Raw genomic sequence first — 21,567 nt, forward strand, 5'->3', positions numbered from 1 at the left:
GCACGCCGATGACGTGGGCTTTGCGATGCGCGAACAGGTCCACGGCGAGCATGGCGACGATGCCGCCGAGCACGGCCAACCACAACCACAACGGGACATCCATGCGGAGACTCCTGCCTCGGTCGGTGCCTTACTACCCCGCCGTTGACGGGAGGTTCGTCGACGTTCGGTGCAGGCTGACCGGTCCGGACTGCCCCGGGTGCGTCGCGATCGTATGTACCGGAGGCCAAGGCCTCTGAAACGGCCGGGGGTTGGATGACGCCTGGCCGCCATGTCACCGCCAGCGGGCGACTCCCACGCTGCAGGGCTCGGCGGCACGGCCGTCGAACTCGTCGCGACGCACAGGCGCCCGCGGCCCTCGGCGTGTCCCTACCTCCACCGCAAGCGCGAGAGCTGGAACATTGACATTCGGCTCGCAGTCGACGATCGCCATGAACGATCAACAAGATGGCACCTGCACGATTCCTTGCCCCCGAGTGAGCTGCTCCAATAAGTGCTCAGATCTTCACGAGAGAACGGCACGAATGCTACCTTCGGAGGTAGCTCGGGCCCCGCTTCGCGGGGCCCATCGGCGTTTCTAGGGGTGACTCGTTGGTCATTGTCGGGTGGCGTTGAAGATGCACGGCGGAATGAAGATTTACGCCGGCGCGCCGGTGGCTGCCCGGCACTACGTGGAGGCCGACCGCGGCCGGGTCGACGACTACTACCTCACCGAGGGCACCGGCGTCGCCCGTCGCTTCACCACAACGGATGGTCGCGTGGCCGAGCTGGGGCCGCTGACCGGCGACGCCTACGAGACCTGGGTGGCTGGCCGCGACCCGAAGACGGGTGAGCCGAGGGGGCAGCTGCGCACCGATGAGCACGCCGTTCGGTTCGCCGAGGTGGTGGTCAACGGCCCGAAGACGTGGTCGCTGGCCGCCGCGCTGGACCCGGACATCGCGACGGCGTACGAGGCGGCGCAGGACCGCGCCGCCGAGCAGATCATCGCCTGGCTCTCCGAGCACGCCACCACCCGGGTCGGCCCGCGCGGCGGGCAGGTGCAGATACCGCTGGAGGTGCTGGAGGCCGCGACGGTTCGGCACTACACCTCCCGGGCGAACGACCCGCACTGGCACCTGCACCTGCAGTTCCTGTCCCGGGTATTCGCCGCGGGGAAATGGCGCGGCTTGCACACCGTCGGCGTCCGCGACTTCCTGGGCGCGATCAACGGGATCGGGCACGCCGCGATGGCGTGTGACCCGGAATTGAACGCCGCCTTCGCCGCGCACGGCTACCGGAAGGGCGCTACGGGAGAAATACTGGAGCTCGCCGAGTACACGGGTCCGTTCAGCGCCCGGCACGCCCAGATCGCCCGGAATGTGGACCGCTACGAACGGGAATGGACCGCAGCGCACCCCGGCGAATCCCCCGGGCCGGTGCTGCGCCGAGCCTGGGACGTCCGGGCGTGGGCCGACGGCCGCCCGGACAAGATCACTGCCCAGCCCGGGGTCGGGCTGGAGGAACGCTGGCGGGCCGAGCTGTCCGCCCTCGGCTACCGCGACCCGGGAAAGCCGGTCGACCTGGCCCCCACCCCGATCGGGGCCCTCGATCGAGACGAACTGGTGCAGCGCGCGCTGGCCCGGCTCGCGGCCGGGCGGTCGGCGTGGAACGCCGCCGACATCCGGGGCGAGGCCGAGCGGCTGATCGCCGCCGCAGGCGTCGTCGCCGACGCCGGGGTGCGCATCGAGCTGGCCGAAGACCTCACCGCCCGCGCGATGGACCGGTGCGTGCCGTTGCTGGACCGCGACGGGGTGCCCGAGCACATCCGCGCCTGGACCTCCCAGCCGGTCCTCGACGTCGAAGCCGACCTGACCACCCGGCTCGCCGCCCGCGCTGCGCGCGGCGTGCCGGACACCGTCCCGGCACTGCCGGTCGAGCGCGTGGCCGCCGCCGGCCGGCTGGATGCCGGCCAAGCCGCGGCGGTCGCCGCGCTCGCCGGCGACCGGCCCCTGGTGGTGGTCGAGGGCGCCGCCGGGGCGGGCAAGACCACCACCCTGTCCGCCACCCGCGACCTGCTCGAGGCACAACATCGCCGGCTCGTGGTGGTCACCCCCACCCGCAAGGCAGCCAAGGTGGCCGCCTGCGAGGTGGGGACGGCCGCCGGGTCGGCGGCATCCCTGGCCTTCCAGCACGGCTGGCGCTGGAACGACGAAGGGCGTTGGACCCGGCTCACCGCCGGCCAGGTCGACCCGGCGACCGGCCGTGTGTACGCCGGGCCGAACGAGGCCGCGCAGCTACGGCCCGGGGACCTGCTGCTGGTCGATGAGGCCGGGATGCTCGATCAGGACACCGCCCGCGCCCTGCTCACCGTCGCCGACGAGTGCCGGGTCCGGGTGGCGCTGCTCGGCGACCGGCACCAGCTGTCCGCGGTCGGCCGCGGCGGCGTCCTAGACCTCGCCATCGGCCAGGCCGACCCCGGGGCGCACCTGACACTCGACTCCGTGCACCGCTTCACCCGAACCGACGAGGAAGGCCGCACAACACGCGACACCGGCTACGCCGAGCTGACCCTGGCCATGCGCACCGGCGAGGACCTCGGCGCCGTCTTCGACGCCCTCCTCGCCCGCGGCCAGATCCGGCTGTTCCCCGACGCCGCCGCGCTGCGCGACGCGCTGGCCGCCACCGCCGCCGAGTCTTATGCCGCAGGCCGACCGGTGGCCGTGGTGGTGGACACCCGCGACCAGGCCGCCGAACTCAACACCGCCATCCGGGAACGGCTGGCCGTCGCCGGCCGGGTCGATGACCGAACGGTGGCCGTCACCGGCGCCGGGGAGCGGATCGGCGCCGGGGACCGGATCGCCACCCGGCGCAACGACCGTCACCTCGACGTCGCCAACCGCGACACCTGGGTGGTCACCGCGGTCGGCCGCCGCGGCGGGCTGCTCGTCACCCCTGCTGTCACCCCCACCGGCACCGTCCCCGGGAACGGGTCCGGCGGTGTCACCCCGGCCGGCCTAGGGACCCGCGTACTGCCCGCGGACTACGTCACCGAGCACGTCGAGCTCGCCTACGCCTCCACCGCGTACGGCGTGCAGGGCGACACCGTCACCGCCGCGCACGTGGTGGTCGGCGAGCAGACCGGCGCCTCCTCCTGCTATGTCGGGATGACCCGCGGCCGAACGGCGAACACCGCCCACCTCGTCGCCACCGACGCCGACCAGGCGCGGGGACAATGGATCGCCGTGTTCGCCCGCGACCGCGCAGACCTCGGCCCCGCGCACGCCGCCCAGCTCGCCGCCGCCGAGGCCGCCCGGTACGCCACTCCCCGCCCGCTGGAGCAGACGCTCGCCGACCTGCACTCTGCGTGGACGGCCGAGCAACGCTGCCTCGACCGGCTCGCCCACGACCTGCCGCGCCGGGACGCGCTGCGCGAGATCGTCGCGCTCGAGTCCGCCCACGCCGACCGGGCCGCCGCGCTCACAGATGCGTATCGGCAGACAGGGATCGACGCCCGCCACGCGACGGCGCGGGCCGACGCCAGCGGCGCGGTCGTCACCGCCGAGACCGACCGGATCCGCGACACGCTGCTCGGCAGCTGGGACACTGGGCGTGACGCCGCCCGTGACGCCGCGCAGGTCGTGCTCGATGGTCCCGGCCGGCTCCGGCTGCGGCGGGCGGCGGTGAACCGGGCCGGCGAGCAGCTGGTCGACTGGGCGGACGCCTGGCGGCCCTACCTGCCGGCCATGCCCACCGACCCGCAGCAGCTCGCGCGCCTGGCTGACCGGTCCGACGACCGACCGCGGCTGTGGACTGCCTTCGACTCCTACGCCCGCCACCACGCCGAACACGCCCATCCGGAGCACGCTCAGTTGCGCGAGACCGCAGCCACCGCCCAGGAGACCCACCGGCACGCCGGGGCCGCGCTGGCCGACGCCCGCCGTCAGCACGAGGACCGGCTCGCCCGCTTCGGACCTCTCGCCCGAACCCTCGACCCGGCGGAGCGACTGTCCGACACCGACCGGGCCATCACCGCCGCCCGAGCAGAACTGGCCGCCGTCGGCGCCCGCGTTGCGCGTCTGACGGCCGAGCCGGCTCTTCTCGCCCAGCCGGTCGACCGCCTCGCCCAGGAGCGGGTCACCTGGCGTGCACACCAGGACGCAGACCCGAACCCACACGGATCGGCCGCCCCGCTGCTGACCGCCTCCGAACCGGGTGTCCGCCGCCCGCGGCCCGAGGATCTTCAATACATCTCGCCGCACCGCGCCCCGGGGCGGGGCATATCGCGCTGAACGGGCGGCCCTCCCCGAGCCTCCGACGACGGGGCTGAGACTCGGCCGCCAGCGTCGACGCTCCGTCGCCCAGGCGGGGGTGGGTGCCGCGAGCCTACGGCGCTCACCACCACGCGGATGGTTCACCGGCGGCGTGCGGATCAGTGGGGGCACTTCGCCCGACAGCCGCCCACACCGCGCCCACAAGACGCCCACAGAAGGGCCGTCCGCGACCAACGTCGACCGAACGCAGCAAACGGTATTTCTGCTGGTCAAGACACAGTTCCGCGGAGAATGCGCTGATCAGAAGAGCGTCTCTTGGGAACTTTTATCCGCGGGTTGTGGGTTCGATCCCCACGGGGCCCACTGGACAGCAGGCGTGGATCCTCGGCCTCCCCTCGCGGTAGCGGGCGGCGCGTACGCCGCAGCCGGAAGTTCGAGCCGCGCCTCCGCCCTGGCTGGCGGTCGGCTGGAGGTCCGGAACCGGCTGAGCACCCGCCAGTTGCTGGGCGCGGACATCGAGCGGGTTTCCTCGGCTCGGACCATGGGGGTCGGGTCGAACCGCCGACTCGTGGTGCACCTGAGAGACGGGGCGGCCGTGCCGCTCGCGGCGACCGAAGCTCTGCCGCTACCCGGGCAGCTCCGGGCGCTGGAGGAGCAGTCGGCGGAACTGCTCCACTGGCTCCGGGACCACCGCTCCCGGTAGACGCTGGCCGACATCAGCCGCCAAGCTGCCGGGTCCGCAGCGGATCCCTCGCGTCCTGCTCGGGCCCGGTGCGTCTCGTAAGCGCTGCACCCTCACGGCGTCGCCCATATCCTGCTCCTCGGACTCGCGGCCGCGTGCGGCGCGAACGGGCTCCTGAGAGACGCGGGGGGATGCGGATGAGCGACCTGAGGGTGGACTTCGAGACGCTGCGCAGCAGCGCCGAGACGGCGAAGGTGATCAAGGCCGCCTTCGACGACCTCGCGTCCCGCGTGGGGGACACGCGCGACTGCTGGGGCCACCCCGGGATCGCCGACGCCATGCACACCTTCGGCACGAACTGGCGCTACCACCGCACGATCCTCAGCGAGGAGATCCAGGCGACCGGCGACAAGCTGGAGAAGTGCCTGGAGGTCTTCCAGGAGGCCGACCAGGCGCTGGCCTCGAGCACCCCCACCAGCAGCACCGGCGGACAGCAGGGGCCCCGATGAGCGCGCGACCCGGGAACTGGGGCCTGCTGGAGCTCGGCCGCGACCCGCTGCCGGGCGACCCGGACGAGGTGGCGACCGAAGCGGCGCACTACCGGGACCTCGCGCAGGAGATCCGCAGCCAGGTCGCCCGGCTGCGCGAGCTGGCCTCCGGCACCAACGAGCTGGTCGGCAGGTTCGCCCCCGAGGTGCGCGAGAGCGCCGAGGAGCTCGCCACGCACCTGGGCCAGGCGCAGGGCCGCTTCGACACCGTCGCCGCGCAGCTCGACCGCTGGCACCCGGAGCTGGAGCACGGGCGGATCGAGACCGGGAGCCTGCTGCGCCGCGCCGAGGACGCGAAGCACGAGGCCGCGGTGAACGAGCCGTCCGGCACACCCGTCGATCCGACCGACCCCGCCGCGGTGGCCGCCGACCAGGCCCGCAGCAGCAGGCTCCAGCAGGCCACGTCGGAGCTCAACGCCCTGGTCAGCCAGTGCCGGACGCTCCTGGACGACGTCAACGGCGTCGGCGACGACGTCGCCCGCACGATCGAGGACGCCTCCTCCGACAGCCTCGAGGACAGCTGGTGGGACCGGAACGTCCGGTCGTTCATCCACGAGCACGCGGACTTCCTCAAGCTCATCGCCGACGTGCTCACCTGGGTGGCGACCGGCCTGGCGATCGCCGTCCTGCTGCTCAGCAACCCGGCCGGCTGGATCGCCCTCGCCGCCATCGCGTTCACCGCGGGCGCCATGGTGATCCACACGGCCCTGGCGGCGAACGGCGACGGCTCGTGGGCCGACGTCGGGATGGACGCGTTCGCGCTGGTGACCTTCGGCGCCGGCCGGCTGCTGACGTCGGGTGCGAAGACGGCGCTGGCGGCCCGTGAGGGCATGGCGGCCTTCAGCGCCGCGTCGCGGACCGCGCGGCAGGCGTTCGCGAGCGCCAGCGGAGTGTTCGGCAAGGCCGGGGCCTGGCTCACCAGGAGCAACCTCGTGGCGCGCAACCTCCGGGGAGCCGGGGCGGCCCTTTCCCGTTTCCAGCAGGTCCGGGGGCAGAACCTGGTGGGCGACGTGCCGGTGCTGTCCTGGCTGTCCTTCGGGGAGAAGCAGGGAGCTCTGCTGCACCAGGCGATCCAGACGTCGGTCCGCCAGCACGGGCCGGGCGTGCTGCTCAACGGCGCACTGGCGATGTCCAACGGCGCGCGCGCCGCGTTCCTGGCCGGGACCACGGCCGACGTCGCCGGGAAGATCGTCAACCCCTCGTTCCCGGGGATCCGGCCCGACGGCGCGCCGCTGCTCCCGGGCGTGCCGGTCGTGGACCAGTGGCTCCAGGAGCACACCGTGCACGGCGCTCCGGTGTTCCGCTAGATGCTGGAACTGACCCGACTCGCCCGCGGCATCGGTTTCGTCTTCCTCGGCTACTTCGCCGGCTGGCCGCTGCTCGCCGTGCTCGGTGCCGTGCTCACCCGGGGCTTCGACGTCCAGGGGTTCGAGCGGGTGGTCGAGTGGTGGATCTGGCCCGTGCCGGGCATCTTCCCGGTCCTGTCGGTGGTGCTCGCCGTGGACTTCTTCCGCAGGCTGCGCGGGCACCGGCTGCGACCGGCCAAGGTGGGCAGCTACCGCTTCGTCGCGCTCCTGCTCACCTTCGGAGCGGGCTTCGCGGTCAGCCGGCACTGGGCACCGCTCCTGATCAGCGGGCTGTGCCTGCTGGCGATGTTCGCCCCGGTCAAGAAGCGCGCCGCCGCCTCGGTGGAGGCATGAGCCTGTTCCGCCGTCGCCGCACGGCACCCCCCACGGCCGCGCGGGCCGCCCTCAAGGACCCGGTCTTCGCCTGCTCCACCCCGGGCGTCGCGGCGGTCCACGTCGACTACGACCCCGCGGTCTGGGTGCGCACGCCCAAGCCGGGCCAGGACCGCACCGACTGGGTGGCGGACCACCTCGCGGCCTTCGCCAGCGACCTGGATCTCGACGCCTCGGACGTTCTCTACCAACACGCCCGCATCGCCCTCGACCTCGTCGCCGACAGCGGCATGGGGCACACCTGCGACTTCGTCTCGGTCCAGGGCGAGGGCCAGGAGACGGGCATCGTCGCCTACGTCAACGTGGTCGACGAGGAGCTGGGCTGGCTGGAGCACGGCGACCCCGAGGCGTTCACCACCATGGCCGACCTCGCGGCGCAGGGCGGCGAGCTCCGACGTCCCGAGCACTTCCCGACGCGTCGCGACCCGCGCAGCTGGCGGGTGTCGCGCGAGCAGAGTCTGGACCCGGAGACCCTGTCCACCACGTTCCTCGAGCGGGCCTACCGCTGCATCGCCGCCGAGGCCGGCCGCCCCGCCGTCCACCTGTACGGGGGAGGCTTCTACTCGTCCCCGCAGTCCGTGGCGCCGCTGCTCGGCCTCTTCGTGAAGGTCGACGTGCAGCTCGAGGAGCCTCGTGGCTGACCCCACCGACGACGGGTCCCAGATGACGGCCCCCGACATCGCCGTGGCCGTCGACTTCGACCCCGGGGTGTGGATGGTCGGCCCGACCGACGGGGACGCCGAGGGCTGGACCGAGGGAGCGCTCGCCGCGGTCTGCGCCGATTTCGTGATCGCCGACGGCAGCGCGGCGCAGACCGCGGTGCGCGAGGTGTTGCTCGCCTTCGCCACCGCCGAGCTCGGTTCGGACTTCCGCTTCCTGCGCCTGCGCAGCCTGGCCGACGTGCCGGTCATCGCCCTGCTGCACATCTGGCCGGTGGATCCGACCGACGTCGATGCCGCACGGCGGGGCGCTGCCGTGCTCTCCGAGTTCGAGCCCGGGACCCGGTGGTACGACCACGGGCCCCAGCTGCTGGACCTGGACGAGGAAACGGGCCTGAAGCGGGCGCTGCGGTACGCCCTCGGCGACGACGGCCGGCTCAGCAGCGTGATCCGCTACCACCGGCGGGTGGCCCGGCCGGCGGCGGACGTCGTCCTCACCTGTGCCGGCGCGGACCTGCGCACGACCGCCATGGCGCTGGGCGACCTCGACGACCTCGCGCGGGCGGTCCAGCTGATCGAGCCGCGAGGGACGCGGCCGTGACCCGGATCAGCTCCTACCGCCTCGTCCTGCCGCCACCGTGGGTGCGGGTGCCGCTCGGCCCGGACGCGCGGGACCGGGTGCACGACATCGTGGAGCAGGCGGCCGCCCAGGCGCCTCGGAACATGTCGCCGGACCAGCTCGGCCCGCTGAAGCGGGAGCTCGAGCGGCGCATGCTCGGCCAACTCGCGGCGGCGGCCGACCGCGGCGGCCTGGACCACTACTTCCCCCTGGGCCCGATGCACGGGATCAACCTCGGGGCGTCCTTCTTCGTCGCCGCCGTCACGCCACCGGGAGGGACCGCGGACCTGACGCCGGACGCGCTCGCCGGCGGCGTGCTCACCGAGCTCGTGGCGTCCACGCCGGGAGCGGTCGCGGTGGAGATCGGGGGCACGGTGTGGGTCCGCACCGACGGCGTGGACGCACCCGATCCCGGCCGCACCGGTGGCGTGGACGTGCCGGTCCGCCGGGTCACCTACCTGACGGCGGTTCCCGACGACCCCGGGCAGTGGATCCTCGTCACCTTCAGCACCGTCGGCGACGGCGACCCCGACAGCGAGCACACCCTGCTCACGGTGGAGCTGTTCGACGCGATCATGAGCACCTGGCGCTGGGCCACCGGCCCCGACGGCTGGGACTGACCGCTCAGCGGCGGAGCGCCGGTACCGGCCGGCCGCCGGGGTGCCGATGGAGAGGGGACGGCGAAGCATGCCCTCCGCCCACCCCGTCCGACACGCCGGGGTGTCGCGACCGCGACCGGGATGACCGACACCGGGATCGCCGCTTCCACGCTCAGATCCCGCGGACTTGTCGACAAGACGCCGGGCCGGGGAACAGGTCGTCGACCCGCCTCGGGGGCGTCGGCAACGAATCGGAAACGGGGCGTCCGCGAGGTGTCGCGGAACGGGTCCCGGGGGCCTCCTCGCTCCCTAGCCTTCGGGTCGTCCGCGGCGCTTCCCCAGCCGCGGAGCACGACCCAGAGGAGCTCCCCGTGAACGCGCCCGGCCTTCCGGTCCACACCCCCGTCCCATCCGTGGGACGCCCTGACCACGGACTGGCCCTGGTCCTGGACCTGATGACCTACGAGCTGCCGGCGACGTCGACGGCCGGCCCGGGGTTCGTGGCGCGTGCGCAGGACTGGGCCCAGCGGGCGGCCGCCTGGGGCGAGGGACCGCGGGGAGCCTGGCGTGCCTGGTGAGCTGATCTGGCTGGCGCTGTCCCTGCTCAGCAGCGTCGGGCTCGTGATCGTCCTCGGTACCAGCTCCACCGCGCGGTACGAGTTCGAGCGCAACGGCGTCCAGCAGCAGCGGCAGCGGACGGCGGCGCCGACCTCAGCACCCGTCGCCGCTCCCGCGGCGCAGGTCCCCGCCGCCGGCCCGGGTGCCGCGCAGGCGGCGCCGGCGCCGAAGTCCGTCGCCGTGGGCACCCACCCGTCGGCGCGGCTGGCCACGGTCGCCCCGATGGCGACGGGCTGGTGGCTCGTCGACGGCCCCGGCGCCCCGCTGGCCGGCCCCTTCGCCGACGTCATCGACGCGGACTGGGCGGCCTTCTCCCTCGGGCTGCCCGAGAGCGCGCGGACCGTCTACGGCGCCCAGCGCGAGGACGGCGGCGTCGCCCGTCGTCAGTCCCCGCAGGAGCGGGTGTGGCTGGACGAGCTGGGACGTCAGCTGGACCGGCTGCCCGAGGAGTGGACCGAGCTCATCAGCGACGACGACGCCCTGACGACGCTCGCCGTCGACGTCACCGCGGCACTGCTGGAGGCCGGCCTGCCGCTGCACGACTGCGACGGGCACGCCGCCGAGGGGCGCGGTACCGGCGGCGCCTGCCTGACCCCGCGCCCCGAGGCCGGCGGGCTGGTCGTCACGTGGCGGCAGCACGACCGGATGAGCGTCCAGCAGGTGCGCGGCGCCGACGCCGACGCCGCCGTGCAGCAGGCGATGACCGCCGCCGTCGTCACGGTGCTGGAGCAGCTCGGCTTCGTCGTCGAGCCCTACGGCGCCGCCGGCGGCCACCTGGTCACCGCGAGCGGCCGCTGAGCGTCAGGCGTCGAGGAACCGCTCGATCACCGGCGCCAGCTCCTCCGCCTCGGTGATGAGCGCGATGTGCCCACCGCTGTACACGTGCAGCTGCCCGTGGGGGAGGAGCCGGGCCATCAGCCGGGCGTTCACCACCGGGATGATCGGGTCGTCGTCGCCGGCGATCACCAGCGTGGGCTGCCGGATGAGCCGCAGGAAGGGCAGCGAGCTCCACCCCGCGCTGGACGCCAGCTGGTAGTAGTAGCCGCGCTTCGGGCCGACCCGCGTGTTGGCGTGCAGCGCGGCGGCGGCCCGTTCCGGCTCGGTGCGCATGGTGCCGCCGTAGATGTCGCCGGCGATCTGCCGGGCGTACGCGGGATCGCGGTGCCGGCGGGGCGTCAGCATCCGGGCGAGGACCCGCGGGTGGGCCGGCACCATCAGCGACCCGGTCGCCGTCGCGGCCAGCACCAGCCGGCGGCACCGACGGCGGTGCTGCACGGCGAAGTGCTGCGCGAGCCCGCCGCCCCACGACAACCCCAGCACGTCGACCGGTTCGTCGTACCCCAGCCTGCTCAGCACGCCGGCCACCACCGGGCTCAGCGTGGACAGCACGTAGGGGACGACGGGCCGCGGTGACCCGCCGACCCCGGGGACGTCGAATCGGACGACGGTCCGACGGGGGTGCAGGGCGTCGACCAGCGGCTGCAGCACCTCGAGGCTGGCGCCGATGCCGTTCATCAGCAGCAGCGGGGGGACGTCGTCGTCGGTGCCCTTCCGGACCGCGACCCGGATCGTCCGGCCGCCGACGGTCAGGCTCCGGACGAGCTCCGGGCTACTTGTCGAAGACATACGTCCCCGGTGCCTCGGCCAGCACGTCCAGCCCGTTCCCGCCCAGCTCGGCCGGGGCGTCGATCTCCTCACCGGACCGGTCGCCGAGCCAGGCCGTGAAGTCCGGCCACCAGGAGCCCTTGACGGTCTCGGCGGCCTTCATCCACTGCTGAGCGTCGGGCGGCGTGGACTCCGCGACCTGGAAGGTCGACTTCGGGTTGCCCGGCGGGTTCACCAGCGAGGCGATGTGACCGCTGGTCGACAGCACGAACCGGCTCTCCCCGCCCAGCAGCTGCGTCGTCCGGTAGCAGGCCTCCCACGGGCAGAGGTGGTCGGCGATCCCGGCGGTGGCGTAGGTGTCGACCGTGACCGCGGAGAGGTCCACCGGCGAGCCGAGCATCGACACCTCGCCGGCCTTCGTCAGGGCGTTGCGCACGGCGACGTCGATGAAGTCGCGGTGCAGACCGGCCGACATCCGCGTGGTGTCGGCGTTCCAGTAGAGGATGTCGAAGTTCGGTGGCGGCTTGCCCTGCAGGTAGTTGTTGACCCAGTAGTTCCAGATCAGGTCGTTGGGTCGCAGCCAGGCGAACACCTCGGCCAGCTGGGCGCCGTCCAGGTAGCCCTTCTTGCGGGACCGCTCGGTCGCGGCCTCCACCGCCCCGGGGTCCATCAGCGCGGACACCGTGCCTGCCTTGGACCAGTCCAGGACGGTGACGGCGTAGCTGGCGGCGCGCACCCGGTCCTGCCGGCCGGTCGCGGCGAGGTGGGCCAGCACCATCGCCGTGATGATGCCGCCGGAGCAGAACGCCTGGAGCGCCACCTGCTCCTGCCCGGTGATCGTCTCCACGGCGTCCATCGCGTCGAGCAGGGCCTGGCCGTAGGTGTCGAGGTCCCAGTCGGCGTGCCGCTCGTCGGGGTTGCGCCACGAGATCATGAAGACCTGCTGCCCGGCGGCCACGTAGTGCTCCACGATGCTGCGGCCCGGCGCGAGGTCGGTGATGTAGAACTTGTTGATCGTCGGCGGCACCATCACCAGCGGCAGCGAGCGGACCTTCTCGGTGGTCGGCCGGTACTGGATGAGCTCGAAGACCTCGGTCCGGAGCACGACGGCGCCGGGCGACACCGCGAGGTCCTCCCCGACGGTGAACGCGTCCGGCTCGACCATCGAGGGCACGCGCGGCGGCGAGGTCAGGTCCGACACCAGCCGGCGCACGCCCTCGACCACGTTGTGCCCACCGGTGTCGATCGTGGCCTTGAGCGCCAGCGGGTTGAGGAACGGCACGTTGCTGGGCGCCAGCGCGTCGACGAGGTTGGTCGCGGTGAAGCGGATCCGCTCGTCGTCCTGCCAGTCCAGGTCGGCGTCCTCGATCAGCTCCCAGGCGGTGCGCGCCGTCGCCAGGTGCAGCTGCATCGCCCGCTTGAGCAGGGGGTTGCCGCTCCACGCGGGATCGGCGAAGCGCTTGTCCTTCTTGCCCGGGGCCAGTTCCGAGCGGCCGGTGGTGATCCGGCCCAGCTCGCCGACCAGTTCGCCGGCCCGGCGGGCCACCGTGCCCGGCTTGCGCGCCAGGGAGGACCCGAAGTGCAGGGTCGTGCTGAGCGGGGGGACGAGCCGGCGGAGCGGGCCCCGGGCGGCGTCGACCAGGACCATGTCGAGGCCGGTCGCCGCCTCGGCCGCAGCCTCCGGCGTGCCGGTCGACGCGACGGCCTCGGGGCGCTCGCGAGGCGGAGCGGAGGCGTTCTGCGCTGGTTCGGTGGCGGGCTGGGCCATGCGGGTCTCCTTCACGCGCGCCGCCTGCGAGAGGGCCGGAGCGCCGCCCTCGAGGCGCGGATGTGACCCCGACCACTCAACCACAGCCACCGGAACGGGGCAGGCTGGAAAGGGGCGCCCGAAAACGGTTGTGGAGCGTGTGCTCCAATACGGGCCGTGGCCCGCCCCCGTCTCCGCACAGCCGACGAGCTGCTCGACGCCGCCGAGGCGCTGGTGGTCGACTCCGGGCGCGGGGGCCTGACCGTGCGGGCGCTGAGCGCCCGGACCGGCGCCTCGAACGGCAGCGTCTACCACGCGTTCGGCGACCTGGAGTCACTCCTCGCCAGCACCTGGCTGCGCCGGGCCCGCCAGTACCTCGCCCTCCTGCGGCAGTCCGTCGACGCGGACCTGCTCGCGGGTGAGGGGCGGCGGGCGGTCCTCGCCGCGGCCGACACCCCGGCCCGGCTCGCCGAGCAGGACCTCCGCGCCGCCCGGCTGCTCACCGCCCTCACCCGCGACGACGTCCTGACCGACGGCGTGGCCGAGCCGGTGGCCTCCGACCTGCGGGCTCTGGACCAGGAGCTCGGCGAGGTGCTGCGGGCACTGGCCCGCGCCGTCCGCGATCGCGCCGGCCGCGCCGCGGTCGACGTCGTCACCACCTGCGTCGTGCGCCTCCCGGCGGCGCTGCTCTTCCCCGAGATCCGCGCCGGCCGGGTGCGCTCCCTGGCCCGCCGGCAACTGGCGGCCGCCGTCGGCGCCGTCCTCGACACCCCCTAGGAGAACCGATGCCCGCGCTGGACCGGCAGGACGACGTCTTCGTCCTCGACCTCGGTGACACCGAGAACCGCTTCTCCCCCGACTGGCTGACGGCGGTCGAGGCGGCCCTGGACGAGGTCGAGGCGGCCGAGGGTGCCCGCGCCCTGGTCACCACGGCGACCGGCAAGTTCTTCTCCAACGGGCTGGACCTGGACTGGCTCTTCGCCCACGCCGACCAGCACGAGGCCTACGTCGTGCGCGTGCACGAGCTCTTCGCCCGCGTGCTCACCCTGCCGCTGATCACCGTGGCCGCCCTGCAGGGGCACACCTTCGCGGCCGGCGCGATGCTGTCGCTGGCCCACGACTTCCGCGTCATGCGGGCCGATCGCGGCTTCTGGTGCCTCCCCGAGGCCGACATCGGCATCCCGTTCACCCCGGGGATGTCCGCGCTGATCCAGGCCCGCCTGACCCCGCAGACGGCGCACGAGGCGATGACCACCGGACGGCGCTACGGCGGCGCCGACGCCCAGGTGGTCGGCCTCGTCGACCAGGCCGTCGAGGAGGACGCCGTCCGGTCCACTGCGGTCGAGCTGGCCGCGTCGCTGACCGGCAAGGCCGGCGACACCCTGGGGACGATCAAGACCCGGATGTACGCACCCGCGCTCGCGGCGCTGCGCGAGCGGGCGTCCGCGACCGGCTGAGCGCCGACGGGGCCGGCGTCACACGATGGCGCTGGCCCCGGTCACGCCCCGGCCGACGATCAGGGTGTTGACCTCGCGGGTGCCCTCGTAGCTGTAGATCGCCTCGGCGTCGGCGACGTACCGGCCCACGTGGTTCTCCAGCAGGATGCCGTTGCCACCCATCAGCTCGCGGGCCCAGCCGACGGTCTCCCGCATCCGCATCGTGCAGAAGGCCTTGGCGAGCGAAGCCTGCTCGTCGGACATCTCGCCGGCGCCCTGCAGCTGCGACAGCCGGGCGCACATGGCCGCCGAGGCGGTGATGTTGCCCAGCATGCGCACCAGCAGGTCCTGCACGAGCTGGAACTCCACGATCGGCTGGCCGAACTGCTGGCGGCCCATCGCGTAGCGCAGGGCGTGCTCGTAGGCGCCGCGGGAGCAGCCGACCGCGGACCACGCCACGCCGGCGCGGGTCATGCGCAGCACGTTCGCCGTCTCCCGGAAGCTGTGCGCCTCCTGCAGCCGGTTCTCCTCCGGCACCCGCACGCCCTCGAGCGTGATGTGCGCGTTCTGCACCGCCCGCAGGGCGATCTTGTCCTCGAGGTCGACGGCGGTGAAGCCCGGCGTCCCCTGCTCGACGACGAAGCCGAGCACGCGTTCGGTCTCCACGTCGCGGGCCCAGATGATGATCAGGTCGGCGAAGCTGGCGTTGCCGATCCACTTCTTCTCGCCGTCGAGCACCCAGGTGTCGCCGTCGCGGCGGCAGGTCGTCTGGAGCCCCTTGGCGACGTCGGACCCGTGCTCGGGCTCGGTCAGCCCGAACGCGCCGATCAGCTCCATGCGCGCCATGGCCGGCAGCCAGCGCTCCTTCTGCTCCTCGGAGCCGCACAGGTAGATCGAGCCCATGGCGAGCCCGCCGTGCACGCCCATGAAGGTGGAGATCGACGGGTCGCCCTTGGACAGCTCCATGGCGATCATGCCGTCGACGAGCTGCGACCGGCCGGGGCAGCCGTAGCCGGAGTAGGGGTTGCCGGCGATGCCGAGCTCGGCCATGGCGGGGATGAGCTGGGTGGGGAACGTGCCCTTCGTCCAGTGCTCGTTGATGACCGGCTCGACCTGCTCGTCCATGAACGTGCGCACCCGGTACAGCAGCGCGCGCTCGTCCTCGTCGAGCAGCGCCTCGAGGTCGTAGAAGTCGGACGTGATCGTCGAGCGGTCGGTCATCGCGGGGACCTACCCGCGGCACCCCGGCCCGCAACCAGTGGCATGCGCCTCCGGGGAAGCGGGCACTCCGGAGGTCGAGACCCGATCAGCCGGGAGGCCCCCGTGACCAGATCCATCGCCGACCAGACCGTCGAGGAGCTGGGTGGTCCGGGCAGCGTGCTCGCCCGCCAGCGCCGCGACCACGTCCAGCTCGACCAGCTGCTCCACGAGCTCGACGGCAGCACCGGCACCGCCCAGGAGGAGGTGCTCGCCCGCATCGACCGGCTCGTCTTCAGCCACGCCTTCGCGGAGGAGACCGTGCTGTGGCCGGTCATCCGACGGGTCCTCCCCGACGGCGACGCGCTCACCCTCCAGGTCGAGGAGGAGCACCAGGAGGTCAACGAGCTCGTCACCGCCCTCGAGCGCGACGGGCTGGACTCCCCGGAGCGCCCGGCGAGGCTGCGCCGGCTGGTGGAGGTGCTGCGCGAGGACGTGCGCGACGAGGAGGACGTCCTCTTCCCGCGGCTGCAGGAGGCGCTGAGCCACGAGGAGCTGCGGGCGCTGGGCCGTCGCTGGGCGCTCATGGCCCGGAGGTCGCCCACCCGCCCGCACCCGACGGTCTCCCGCCGGCCGCCGGGCAACGCCCTCTCCGGGCTGCCCCTCTCGCTGATCGACCGGACCCGGGACGTGGTCGACGCCGCGGCCCGTCGAGCGCCGGAACGGTTCGTCCCGGCCGGCCGCGCGGTGAGCCAGGGACTGGCCGCGGTCGCCGCCGTCGTCGAGCGGCTGCCGCTGTCCCGCACGGGCGACCGACCGCCGACCAGCCGCTGAACGCACGTCAGGGGCCCTCTCCCGCACGGGGAGAGGGCCCCTGACGTGTGGTGGGGCCGGTCGTTACGTCGTCTGCTTGTCCTTGGGCTCGGCGCGGGCGTCGAGCTGGATCTCCTTGTCGGCGCGCGGGACGCCGTCCTTGAGCTCCTTGGTCCGCTCGATCTCGGCGTCGAGCTCGATGCCGAGCAGCAGCGTGACGTTGATCAGCCAGAACCAGATCAGGAAGATCACGACACCGGCCAGCGCCCCGTACGTGGCGTTGTAGCTGCTGAAGTTGGCGACGTAGAAGGCGAAGGCGGCCGAGGCGACCACCGCGACCAGGATGGCGACGCCGGCTCCCGGGCTGACCCACTTGAAGCCGCGCAGCCGCACGTTGGGGGTCGAGTAGTAGAGGACGGCGATCATCAGCGCCAGGATGACGAGGATGACCGGCCACTTGGCGACGGCCCACACGGTCTGCCCGGCCTCGCCGATCCCGATGGTCGAGGCGATGGCGTCGACGACGGGACCGCTGAGCACCAGCAGCGCCACGATGACCGCGGCGAACAGGACGCCGATCAGCGTGATCAGCAGCTGCAGCGGCTTGAGCTTCCAGACCTTGCGGCCTTCCGGCGTCTCGTAGACGACGTTGGCCGCGCGGGTGAAGGCCCCGACGTAGCCCGACGCCGACCAGATGGCGCCGGCGAGACCGATGACCAGGCCGATGCCGGCAGCCTGGTCGTTGCCGGCGATCTGGTCGATCACCGGGCCGACCGTGGTCGCGGCGCTCTCCGGCACGACCGTGGTCAGCGCTTCGCGGAGCTGCTCCGGCGTGGTGAAGAGCCCGACGATGGACGCCAGTGCGGCGATCGCGGGGAACAGCGCCAGCACGCCGTAGTAGGTGAGGGCGGCCGCCCAGTCGGTGAGGCCGTCCTCGCTGAACTCCTTGAGCGTGCGCTTGAGCGTGCCGCCCGTGGTCGGCTTCGGGTCGGCGCCGGTGGGCGCGAAGTCCGACCGGGTGCCGCTGACGTTGTCGTCGTCGGGCGCGGGGTCGTTCGCGGCGTGGTTGCCGTTGAATCGGGTGTCCGCCGCGGTGCGGCTGGACGAGCCGGTGGCTCGGGCCATGAAGATGTCCTCCGGTCGGCGGGGGCGGTCGTCCCCGTCGGTTCCCCGGACGTCCCCGTTCCATGCCGGACGCGCCGGTGACGGTTCGATATCGGTCGGTCAGCGCAGTCCGGACACCGGTGACCACTCGCCGGCGCCGGCGGTGGTCTCCTCGACGTCGGCGGGGGGACCCTGCCGGCGCCCAGGACCGGAGCGCAGGCCGAGCACCGCGACCGCCACGACGACGGCCGAGGCCACGGCGCCGACCAGCGCCACGAGCGTGACGGCGATGGCCCGGGGGAGCCCGGTGCCGGGATCGAGGGTGGCCGCGATGAGAGTGACCGCGACCGTGCTGCCGAGCGCCTGGCCGACGGCGCGGGCGATCGAGTTCACCGCGTTGGCCACGCCGGTCTCGTCCTCGTGGACCGCCTGCACGACCAGTGCCGGCAGCGACGCGTAGGCGATCGTCACCGAGAGCTGGGTCAGCAGCCCGGCGACGATCACCTGCCAGGGCTCGGCGCGCAGTCCGGCGAGCATGCCGAACCCGACGACGCCCATGGCCGCCCCGGCCATCAGCGTGGGCAGTGCCCCGAACCGGCCGACGAGCCGCCCGGCGAACGGTGCGACGACGATCCCCGCGATCCCACCGGGCAGCAGGTAGACGACGGCCGACTCCAGCACGGTGGCCCCGAACCCGTAGCCGGTGATCTCCGGCGGCGACTGGACGTGCTGGAGGACCGCGAGGAAGGAGGCGAAGAGGGCGATCCCGGTCATGAGCCCGGCGAGGTTGGGGACGACGGTCCGCCGGTCGGTCAGCATCGACGGGCGCACCAGCGGCTGGGCGGTCCGCCGCTGCAGCACGACCCAGCCGGCGAGGACGACGACGGAGCCGGCCAGGCACCCGATCGTGCCGGGGGAGGCCCAGCCCCAGGTCGGTCCCTGCGACAGCGGCAGCAGGAGCAGGACGAGGCCGAGCCCCAGGACCGCCGCGCCCCACCAGTCGATGCGGCCCGACGCCGTGCCGGGGGAGTGGGGCAGCAGCCACGCGCTGAGGGCCAGGGACGCCAGCGTCACGGCGAGGCCGACCCAGAACGCGTGCCGGTAGTCGCCGTCGTCCCCGGTGAGCAGGCCGGTGGCGACCAGGCCCACGACGCCGCCGACGGCCAGCGTGCTGCTGACCACGGCCATCGCGACGCTGAGGCGGGTCTTCGGCAGCTCCCGGCGGAGCACGCTGATCGACAGGGGGAAGAGGCCGTAGGAGGCGCCCTGGAGGACCCGGGCGACGAGCAGCAGCGGCAGGGACTCGGTCACGATCGCCAGGAGGGTGCCCAGCGAGACGACCGCGAGGATCGCGAGGATGACCGGCCGCTCGCCGCGCAGGTCACCGAGCCGGCCCAGCACCGGGGTCAGCACCGCCGCGGCCAGCAGGTTGGCGGTCAGCACCCAGCCGGCGGCGGAGGGGGAGATGCCGAGCTGGTCCTCGATGCGGCCGAGGGCCGGCACCACGAGGCTCTGCAGCAGCGCGAGCGTGGTGACCCCGAGGGAGAGCGCGACGACCAGCACCACCGGACGGGCGCGCGTGGCTGTGGGGTCGGACACGTGTCGATCAGACCACGTCGCTCCGCACCCCCCGTACGGCGCGGCTCCGCCGCCGAAGAGTGTGGTTGTGCTCACACCCCGTCAGGTGAAGTGGGTGGATCGACGATTGAGAGGGAGGAGTTCGGGGGACACAGTCCCGCGACGACGTATGGCCGCCCGTGACCCGGCGGCAGTGGACGAGATGTATGGGGGAGATCTGCTGATGATGGTGTGGCCGGCTGTGGCCCTGCTGGGGTTCCTGTTCCTGACGGCCCTGGTCATCGCGATGGGCACGCAGTCCACCGCCCGGTACGAGCAGGAGCAGCGCGCTGCCAGCCGCTCCGCCGCCGGGCGCCCCGCGGCCCCCGAGGCCGTCGGCGCCGCCCGCGCCTGACCGGCACCTGACGCGACCGCGCCCCGTCACTCCTCGCGGAGTGACGGGGCGCGGTGCTGTTCCGGGGCGGCTCAGAGCACGGTCGCCGGGGTGTCCAGGACCGTGCGGTCGAGCGATTCCAGCAGGTCGAACCAGCCGCGGGTGCGCGGCAGCTCCCACCGCCAGAAGTAGCGGGCGGCGGCGCGCTTGCCCTCGTGGAAGTCGGTGGTGGCGCCCTCGCAGGCCAGCGCCTGCTCCAGCCACAGCCAGGCCACCACGATGTGCCCGGCGGCCTCGAGGTAGACGTGCGAGTTGGCCAGCGCGAGGTCAGGGTCGGCGGTTCCCCACAGCGTGGCGGTGACGGCGCCCATCCGGGCGACCGCGGCGTCCAGGTCGGCGGCGAAACCGGCCCACTGCGTGCCCGCCGCCCGCGCGGTCGTGGCCGCGATCGTCTCGCCGAGCAGGGCCAGACCCGCGCCGCCCTTCATCACGACCTTGCGGCCGAGCAGGTCCAGGGACTGGATGCCCTGCGTGCCCTCGTGGATCGGGTTGAGCCGGTTGTCCCGGTAGAACTGCTCGACCGGGTAGTCGCGGGTGTAGCCGTAGCCGCCGTGCACCTGGATGGCCAGGTCGTTGGCCACCAGTCCCCACTGGGAGGGCCAGGCCTTGGCGACCGGCGTCAGCATGTCGAGCAGCAGGTGGGCGCGCTCGCGGTCCTCGGCGCTCTCGGCGGTCTGCTCCTCGTCGACCAGGCGGGCGCAGTACAGCCCCAGCGCCATGCCGCCCTCGGCGTAGGACTTCGCCGCCAGCAGCATCCGGCGCACGTCGGTGTGCTCGATGATCGGCACCATCGGCGAGGCGGGGTCCTTGCCGGCCGCCGGGCGACCCTGGGTGCGGGTGCGGGCGTACTCCAGCGCGTGCAGGTAGCCGGTGTAGGCCAGCACCGTCGCGCCGACGCCGACACCGATCCGCGCCTCGTTCATCATGTGGAACATGTAGGTCAGGCCGCGGTGGGGCTCGCCGACGAGGTAGCCGACGGCGCCGGCCTGCCCGCCCGGCGTGTGCACCCCCTCGCCGAAGTTCAGCAGGGTGTTGGTCGTCCCCCGGTAGCCCATCTTGTGGTTGAGCCCGGCCAGGACGACGTCGTTGCGCTCGCCCAGGGAGCCGTCGGGGTTCACCAGGAACTTGGGCACGATGAACAGCGAGATGCCCTTCACCCCGGGCGGACCGCCGGGGATCTTGGCCAGCACCAGGTGCACGATGTTCTCGGTCAGCTCGTGGTCGCCGCCGGAGATCCACATCTTGTTGCCGGACAGCCGGTAGGTGCCGTCGTCCTGCGGCACCGCCTTGGTGGTGATGTCGGCCAGCGAGGACCCGGCCTGGGGCTCGGAGAGCGCCATCGTGCCGAACCAGCGGCCCTCGAGCTCGGGCCGCACGAAGGTGTCGATCTGCTCCTGGCTGCCGTGGGCCAGCAGCAGGCGAGCGTTGCCCATCGTCAGGAACGGATAGGCCGAGGTGCCGACGTTGGCCGCCTTGAACCAGGCGAACACGGCCTGGCCGACGGTGTGCGGGAGCTGCATGCCGCCGTACTCCTCGTCGAAGGACCCGGCCATCAGCCCGGCGTCGGTGAACACCTTGAGCGCCTTGGCCACCTCGGGGATCAGCACGGCCCGGCCGTCGACCATGTGCGGCTCGTTCTCGTCCGCGGTGCGGTTGTGCGGCGCGAAGTGGTCGGTGGCGATCTGCTGGGCGAGGTCCATCACCGCGTCGAAGGTCTCGCGCGAGTGCTCGGTGAAGCGCGACCGCTTGGTCAGCGACTCGACGTCCAGCCACTCGTGGAGCATGAAGTCCAGGTCGCGACGGGACAGGATCAACGACGACGAAGCCATGTCCCGACTCTAGGCCGCCACGTCCGGGCAGTCGTGGCCGCCGACACACGACGGGCCCGCCCGCGCCGAGCGCCGTCCTCCCTCACCGTTCCGGGTCCTCCCTCGCGGTCG

The 21,567-nt window shown here is 73.2% G+C and carries 19 protein-coding genes; 13 read left to right on the forward strand and 6 right to left on the reverse strand.

The features are described 5' to 3' along the window. Positions 1-629 precede the first annotated feature (629 nt). From mobF to DQ244_RS09000, 9 genes are all read left to right on the forward strand, one after another. Entirely contained in the window at positions 630-4,268 is a 3,639-nt protein-coding gene (gene mobF / locus DQ244_RS08955; protein ID WP_113811162.1) for a MobF family relaxase, read from the forward strand. An 861-nt stretch (positions 4,269-5,129) separates the two neighbouring features. Further along, a complete protein-coding gene (locus DQ244_RS08965) occupies positions 5,130-5,441 on the forward strand; it encodes a WXG100 family type VII secretion target (protein ID WP_113811164.1) in 312 nt (103 codons plus the stop codon). Further along, entirely contained in the window at positions 5,438-6,787 is a 1,350-nt protein-coding gene (locus DQ244_RS08970; RefSeq protein ID WP_113811165.1) for a hypothetical protein, read from the forward strand. The genes DQ244_RS08965 and DQ244_RS08970 overlap by 4 nt, the downstream gene beginning before the upstream one ends. After that, positions 6,788-7,180, forward strand: a complete 393-nt coding sequence (locus tag DQ244_RS08975; protein ID WP_113811166.1) for a hypothetical protein — start codon at positions 6,788-6,790, stop codon at positions 7,178-7,180. Further along, positions 7,177-7,860, forward strand: a complete 684-nt coding sequence (locus DQ244_RS08980) for a hypothetical protein (RefSeq protein WP_113811167.1) — start codon at positions 7,177-7,179, stop codon at positions 7,858-7,860. The genes DQ244_RS08975 and DQ244_RS08980 overlap by 4 nt, the downstream gene beginning before the upstream one ends. After that, positions 7,853-8,479 carry a hypothetical protein gene (locus tag DQ244_RS08985; protein ID WP_113811168.1) on the forward strand — a complete coding sequence of 209 codons (627 nt, stop codon included), beginning with the start codon at positions 7,853-7,855 and terminating at the stop codon, positions 8,477-8,479. The genes DQ244_RS08980 and DQ244_RS08985 overlap by 8 nt, the downstream gene beginning before the upstream one ends. Beyond that, on the forward strand, positions 8,476-9,117 hold the full coding sequence (locus DQ244_RS08990; RefSeq protein WP_113811169.1) for a hypothetical protein: 642 nt from the start codon (positions 8,476-8,478) through the stop codon (positions 9,115-9,117). The genes DQ244_RS08985 and DQ244_RS08990 overlap by 4 nt, the downstream gene beginning before the upstream one ends. A 392-nt stretch (positions 9,118-9,509) precedes the next feature. Then, positions 9,510-9,674 carry a hypothetical protein gene (locus DQ244_RS19385; protein ID WP_158544503.1) on the forward strand — a complete coding sequence of 55 codons (165 nt, stop codon included), beginning with the start codon at positions 9,510-9,512 and terminating at the stop codon, positions 9,672-9,674. Next, positions 9,664-10,512 (forward strand): hypothetical protein, encoded by an 849-nt coding sequence (locus DQ244_RS09000; protein WP_233491283.1) that lies wholly within the window; start codon positions 9,664-9,666, stop codon positions 10,510-10,512. The genes DQ244_RS19385 and DQ244_RS09000 overlap by 11 nt, the downstream gene beginning before the upstream one ends. Before the next feature lie 3 nt (positions 10,513-10,515). Here DQ244_RS09000 and phaZ read toward each other — a convergent pair whose 3' ends face one another. Continuing rightward, entirely contained in the window at positions 10,516-11,340 is an 825-nt protein-coding gene (gene phaZ, locus DQ244_RS09005; RefSeq protein WP_113811171.1) for a poly(3-hydroxyalkanoate) depolymerase, read from the reverse strand. Then, a complete protein-coding gene (locus DQ244_RS09010) occupies positions 11,324-13,087 on the reverse strand; it encodes an alpha/beta hydrolase (RefSeq protein WP_113811172.1) in 1,764 nt (587 codons plus the stop codon). Before DQ244_RS09010 ends, phaZ begins: the two co-directional genes overlap by 17 nt. 156 nt (positions 13,088-13,243) lie before the next feature. On the opposite strand from DQ244_RS09010, the gene DQ244_RS09015 reads away from it, so the two are divergent. Beyond that, a complete protein-coding gene (locus DQ244_RS09015; RefSeq protein WP_113811173.1) occupies positions 13,244-13,843 on the forward strand; it encodes a TetR/AcrR family transcriptional regulator in 600 nt (199 codons plus the stop codon). 8 nt (positions 13,844-13,851) lie between these two features. Beyond that, the gene (locus DQ244_RS09020; RefSeq protein ID WP_113811174.1) at positions 13,852-14,523 is read left to right on the forward strand and encodes an enoyl-CoA hydratase/isomerase family protein; all 672 of its coding nucleotides are present in this window, start codon (positions 13,852-13,854) and stop codon (positions 14,521-14,523) included. Between the two features lie 18 nt (positions 14,524-14,541). On the opposite strand, the gene DQ244_RS09025 is transcribed toward DQ244_RS09020, so the two are convergent. Beyond that, positions 14,542-15,723: an acyl-CoA dehydrogenase family protein gene (locus tag DQ244_RS09025; RefSeq protein WP_113811175.1), complete on the reverse strand. Its 1,182-nt coding sequence runs from the start codon at positions 15,721-15,723 to the stop codon at positions 14,542-14,544. 102 nt (positions 15,724-15,825) lie between these two features. Between DQ244_RS09025 and DQ244_RS09030 the strand changes: the two genes are divergently transcribed. Then, the gene (locus DQ244_RS09030) at positions 15,826-16,533 is read left to right on the forward strand and encodes a hemerythrin domain-containing protein (protein ID WP_113811176.1); all 708 of its coding nucleotides are present in this window, start codon (positions 15,826-15,828) and stop codon (positions 16,531-16,533) included. A 63-nt stretch (positions 16,534-16,596) separates the two neighbouring features. Here DQ244_RS09030 and DQ244_RS09035 read toward each other — a convergent pair whose 3' ends face one another. Both DQ244_RS09035 and DQ244_RS09040 read right to left on the reverse strand, forming a co-directional pair. Further along, the gene (locus DQ244_RS09035) at positions 16,597-17,637 is read right to left on the reverse strand and encodes a YihY/virulence factor BrkB family protein (RefSeq protein ID WP_113811177.1); all 1,041 of its coding nucleotides are present in this window, start codon (positions 17,635-17,637) and stop codon (positions 16,597-16,599) included. 99 nt (positions 17,638-17,736) lie between these two features. Continuing rightward, entirely contained in the window at positions 17,737-19,215 is a 1,479-nt protein-coding gene (locus tag DQ244_RS09040) for an MFS transporter (protein WP_113811178.1), read from the reverse strand. A 181-nt stretch (positions 19,216-19,396) separates the two neighbouring features. Here DQ244_RS09040 and DQ244_RS09045 point away from each other — a divergent pair, with 181 nt between their 5' ends. Continuing rightward, positions 19,397-19,588 carry a hypothetical protein gene (locus tag DQ244_RS09045; RefSeq protein WP_147251495.1) on the forward strand — a complete coding sequence of 64 codons (192 nt, stop codon included), beginning with the start codon at positions 19,397-19,399 and terminating at the stop codon, positions 19,586-19,588. A 71-nt stretch (positions 19,589-19,659) separates the two neighbouring features. Here the strand turns inward: DQ244_RS09045 and DQ244_RS09050 are convergent, their stop codons facing one another. After that, entirely contained in the window at positions 19,660-21,456 is a 1,797-nt protein-coding gene (locus tag DQ244_RS09050; RefSeq protein WP_113811180.1) for an acyl-CoA dehydrogenase, read from the reverse strand. Positions 21,457-21,567: the final 111 nt, after the last annotated feature.

Source organism: Blastococcus sp. TBT05-19 (genome assembly GCF_003319095.1).
GTDB lineage: Bacteria > Actinomycetota > Actinomycetes > Mycobacteriales > Geodermatophilaceae > Blastococcus.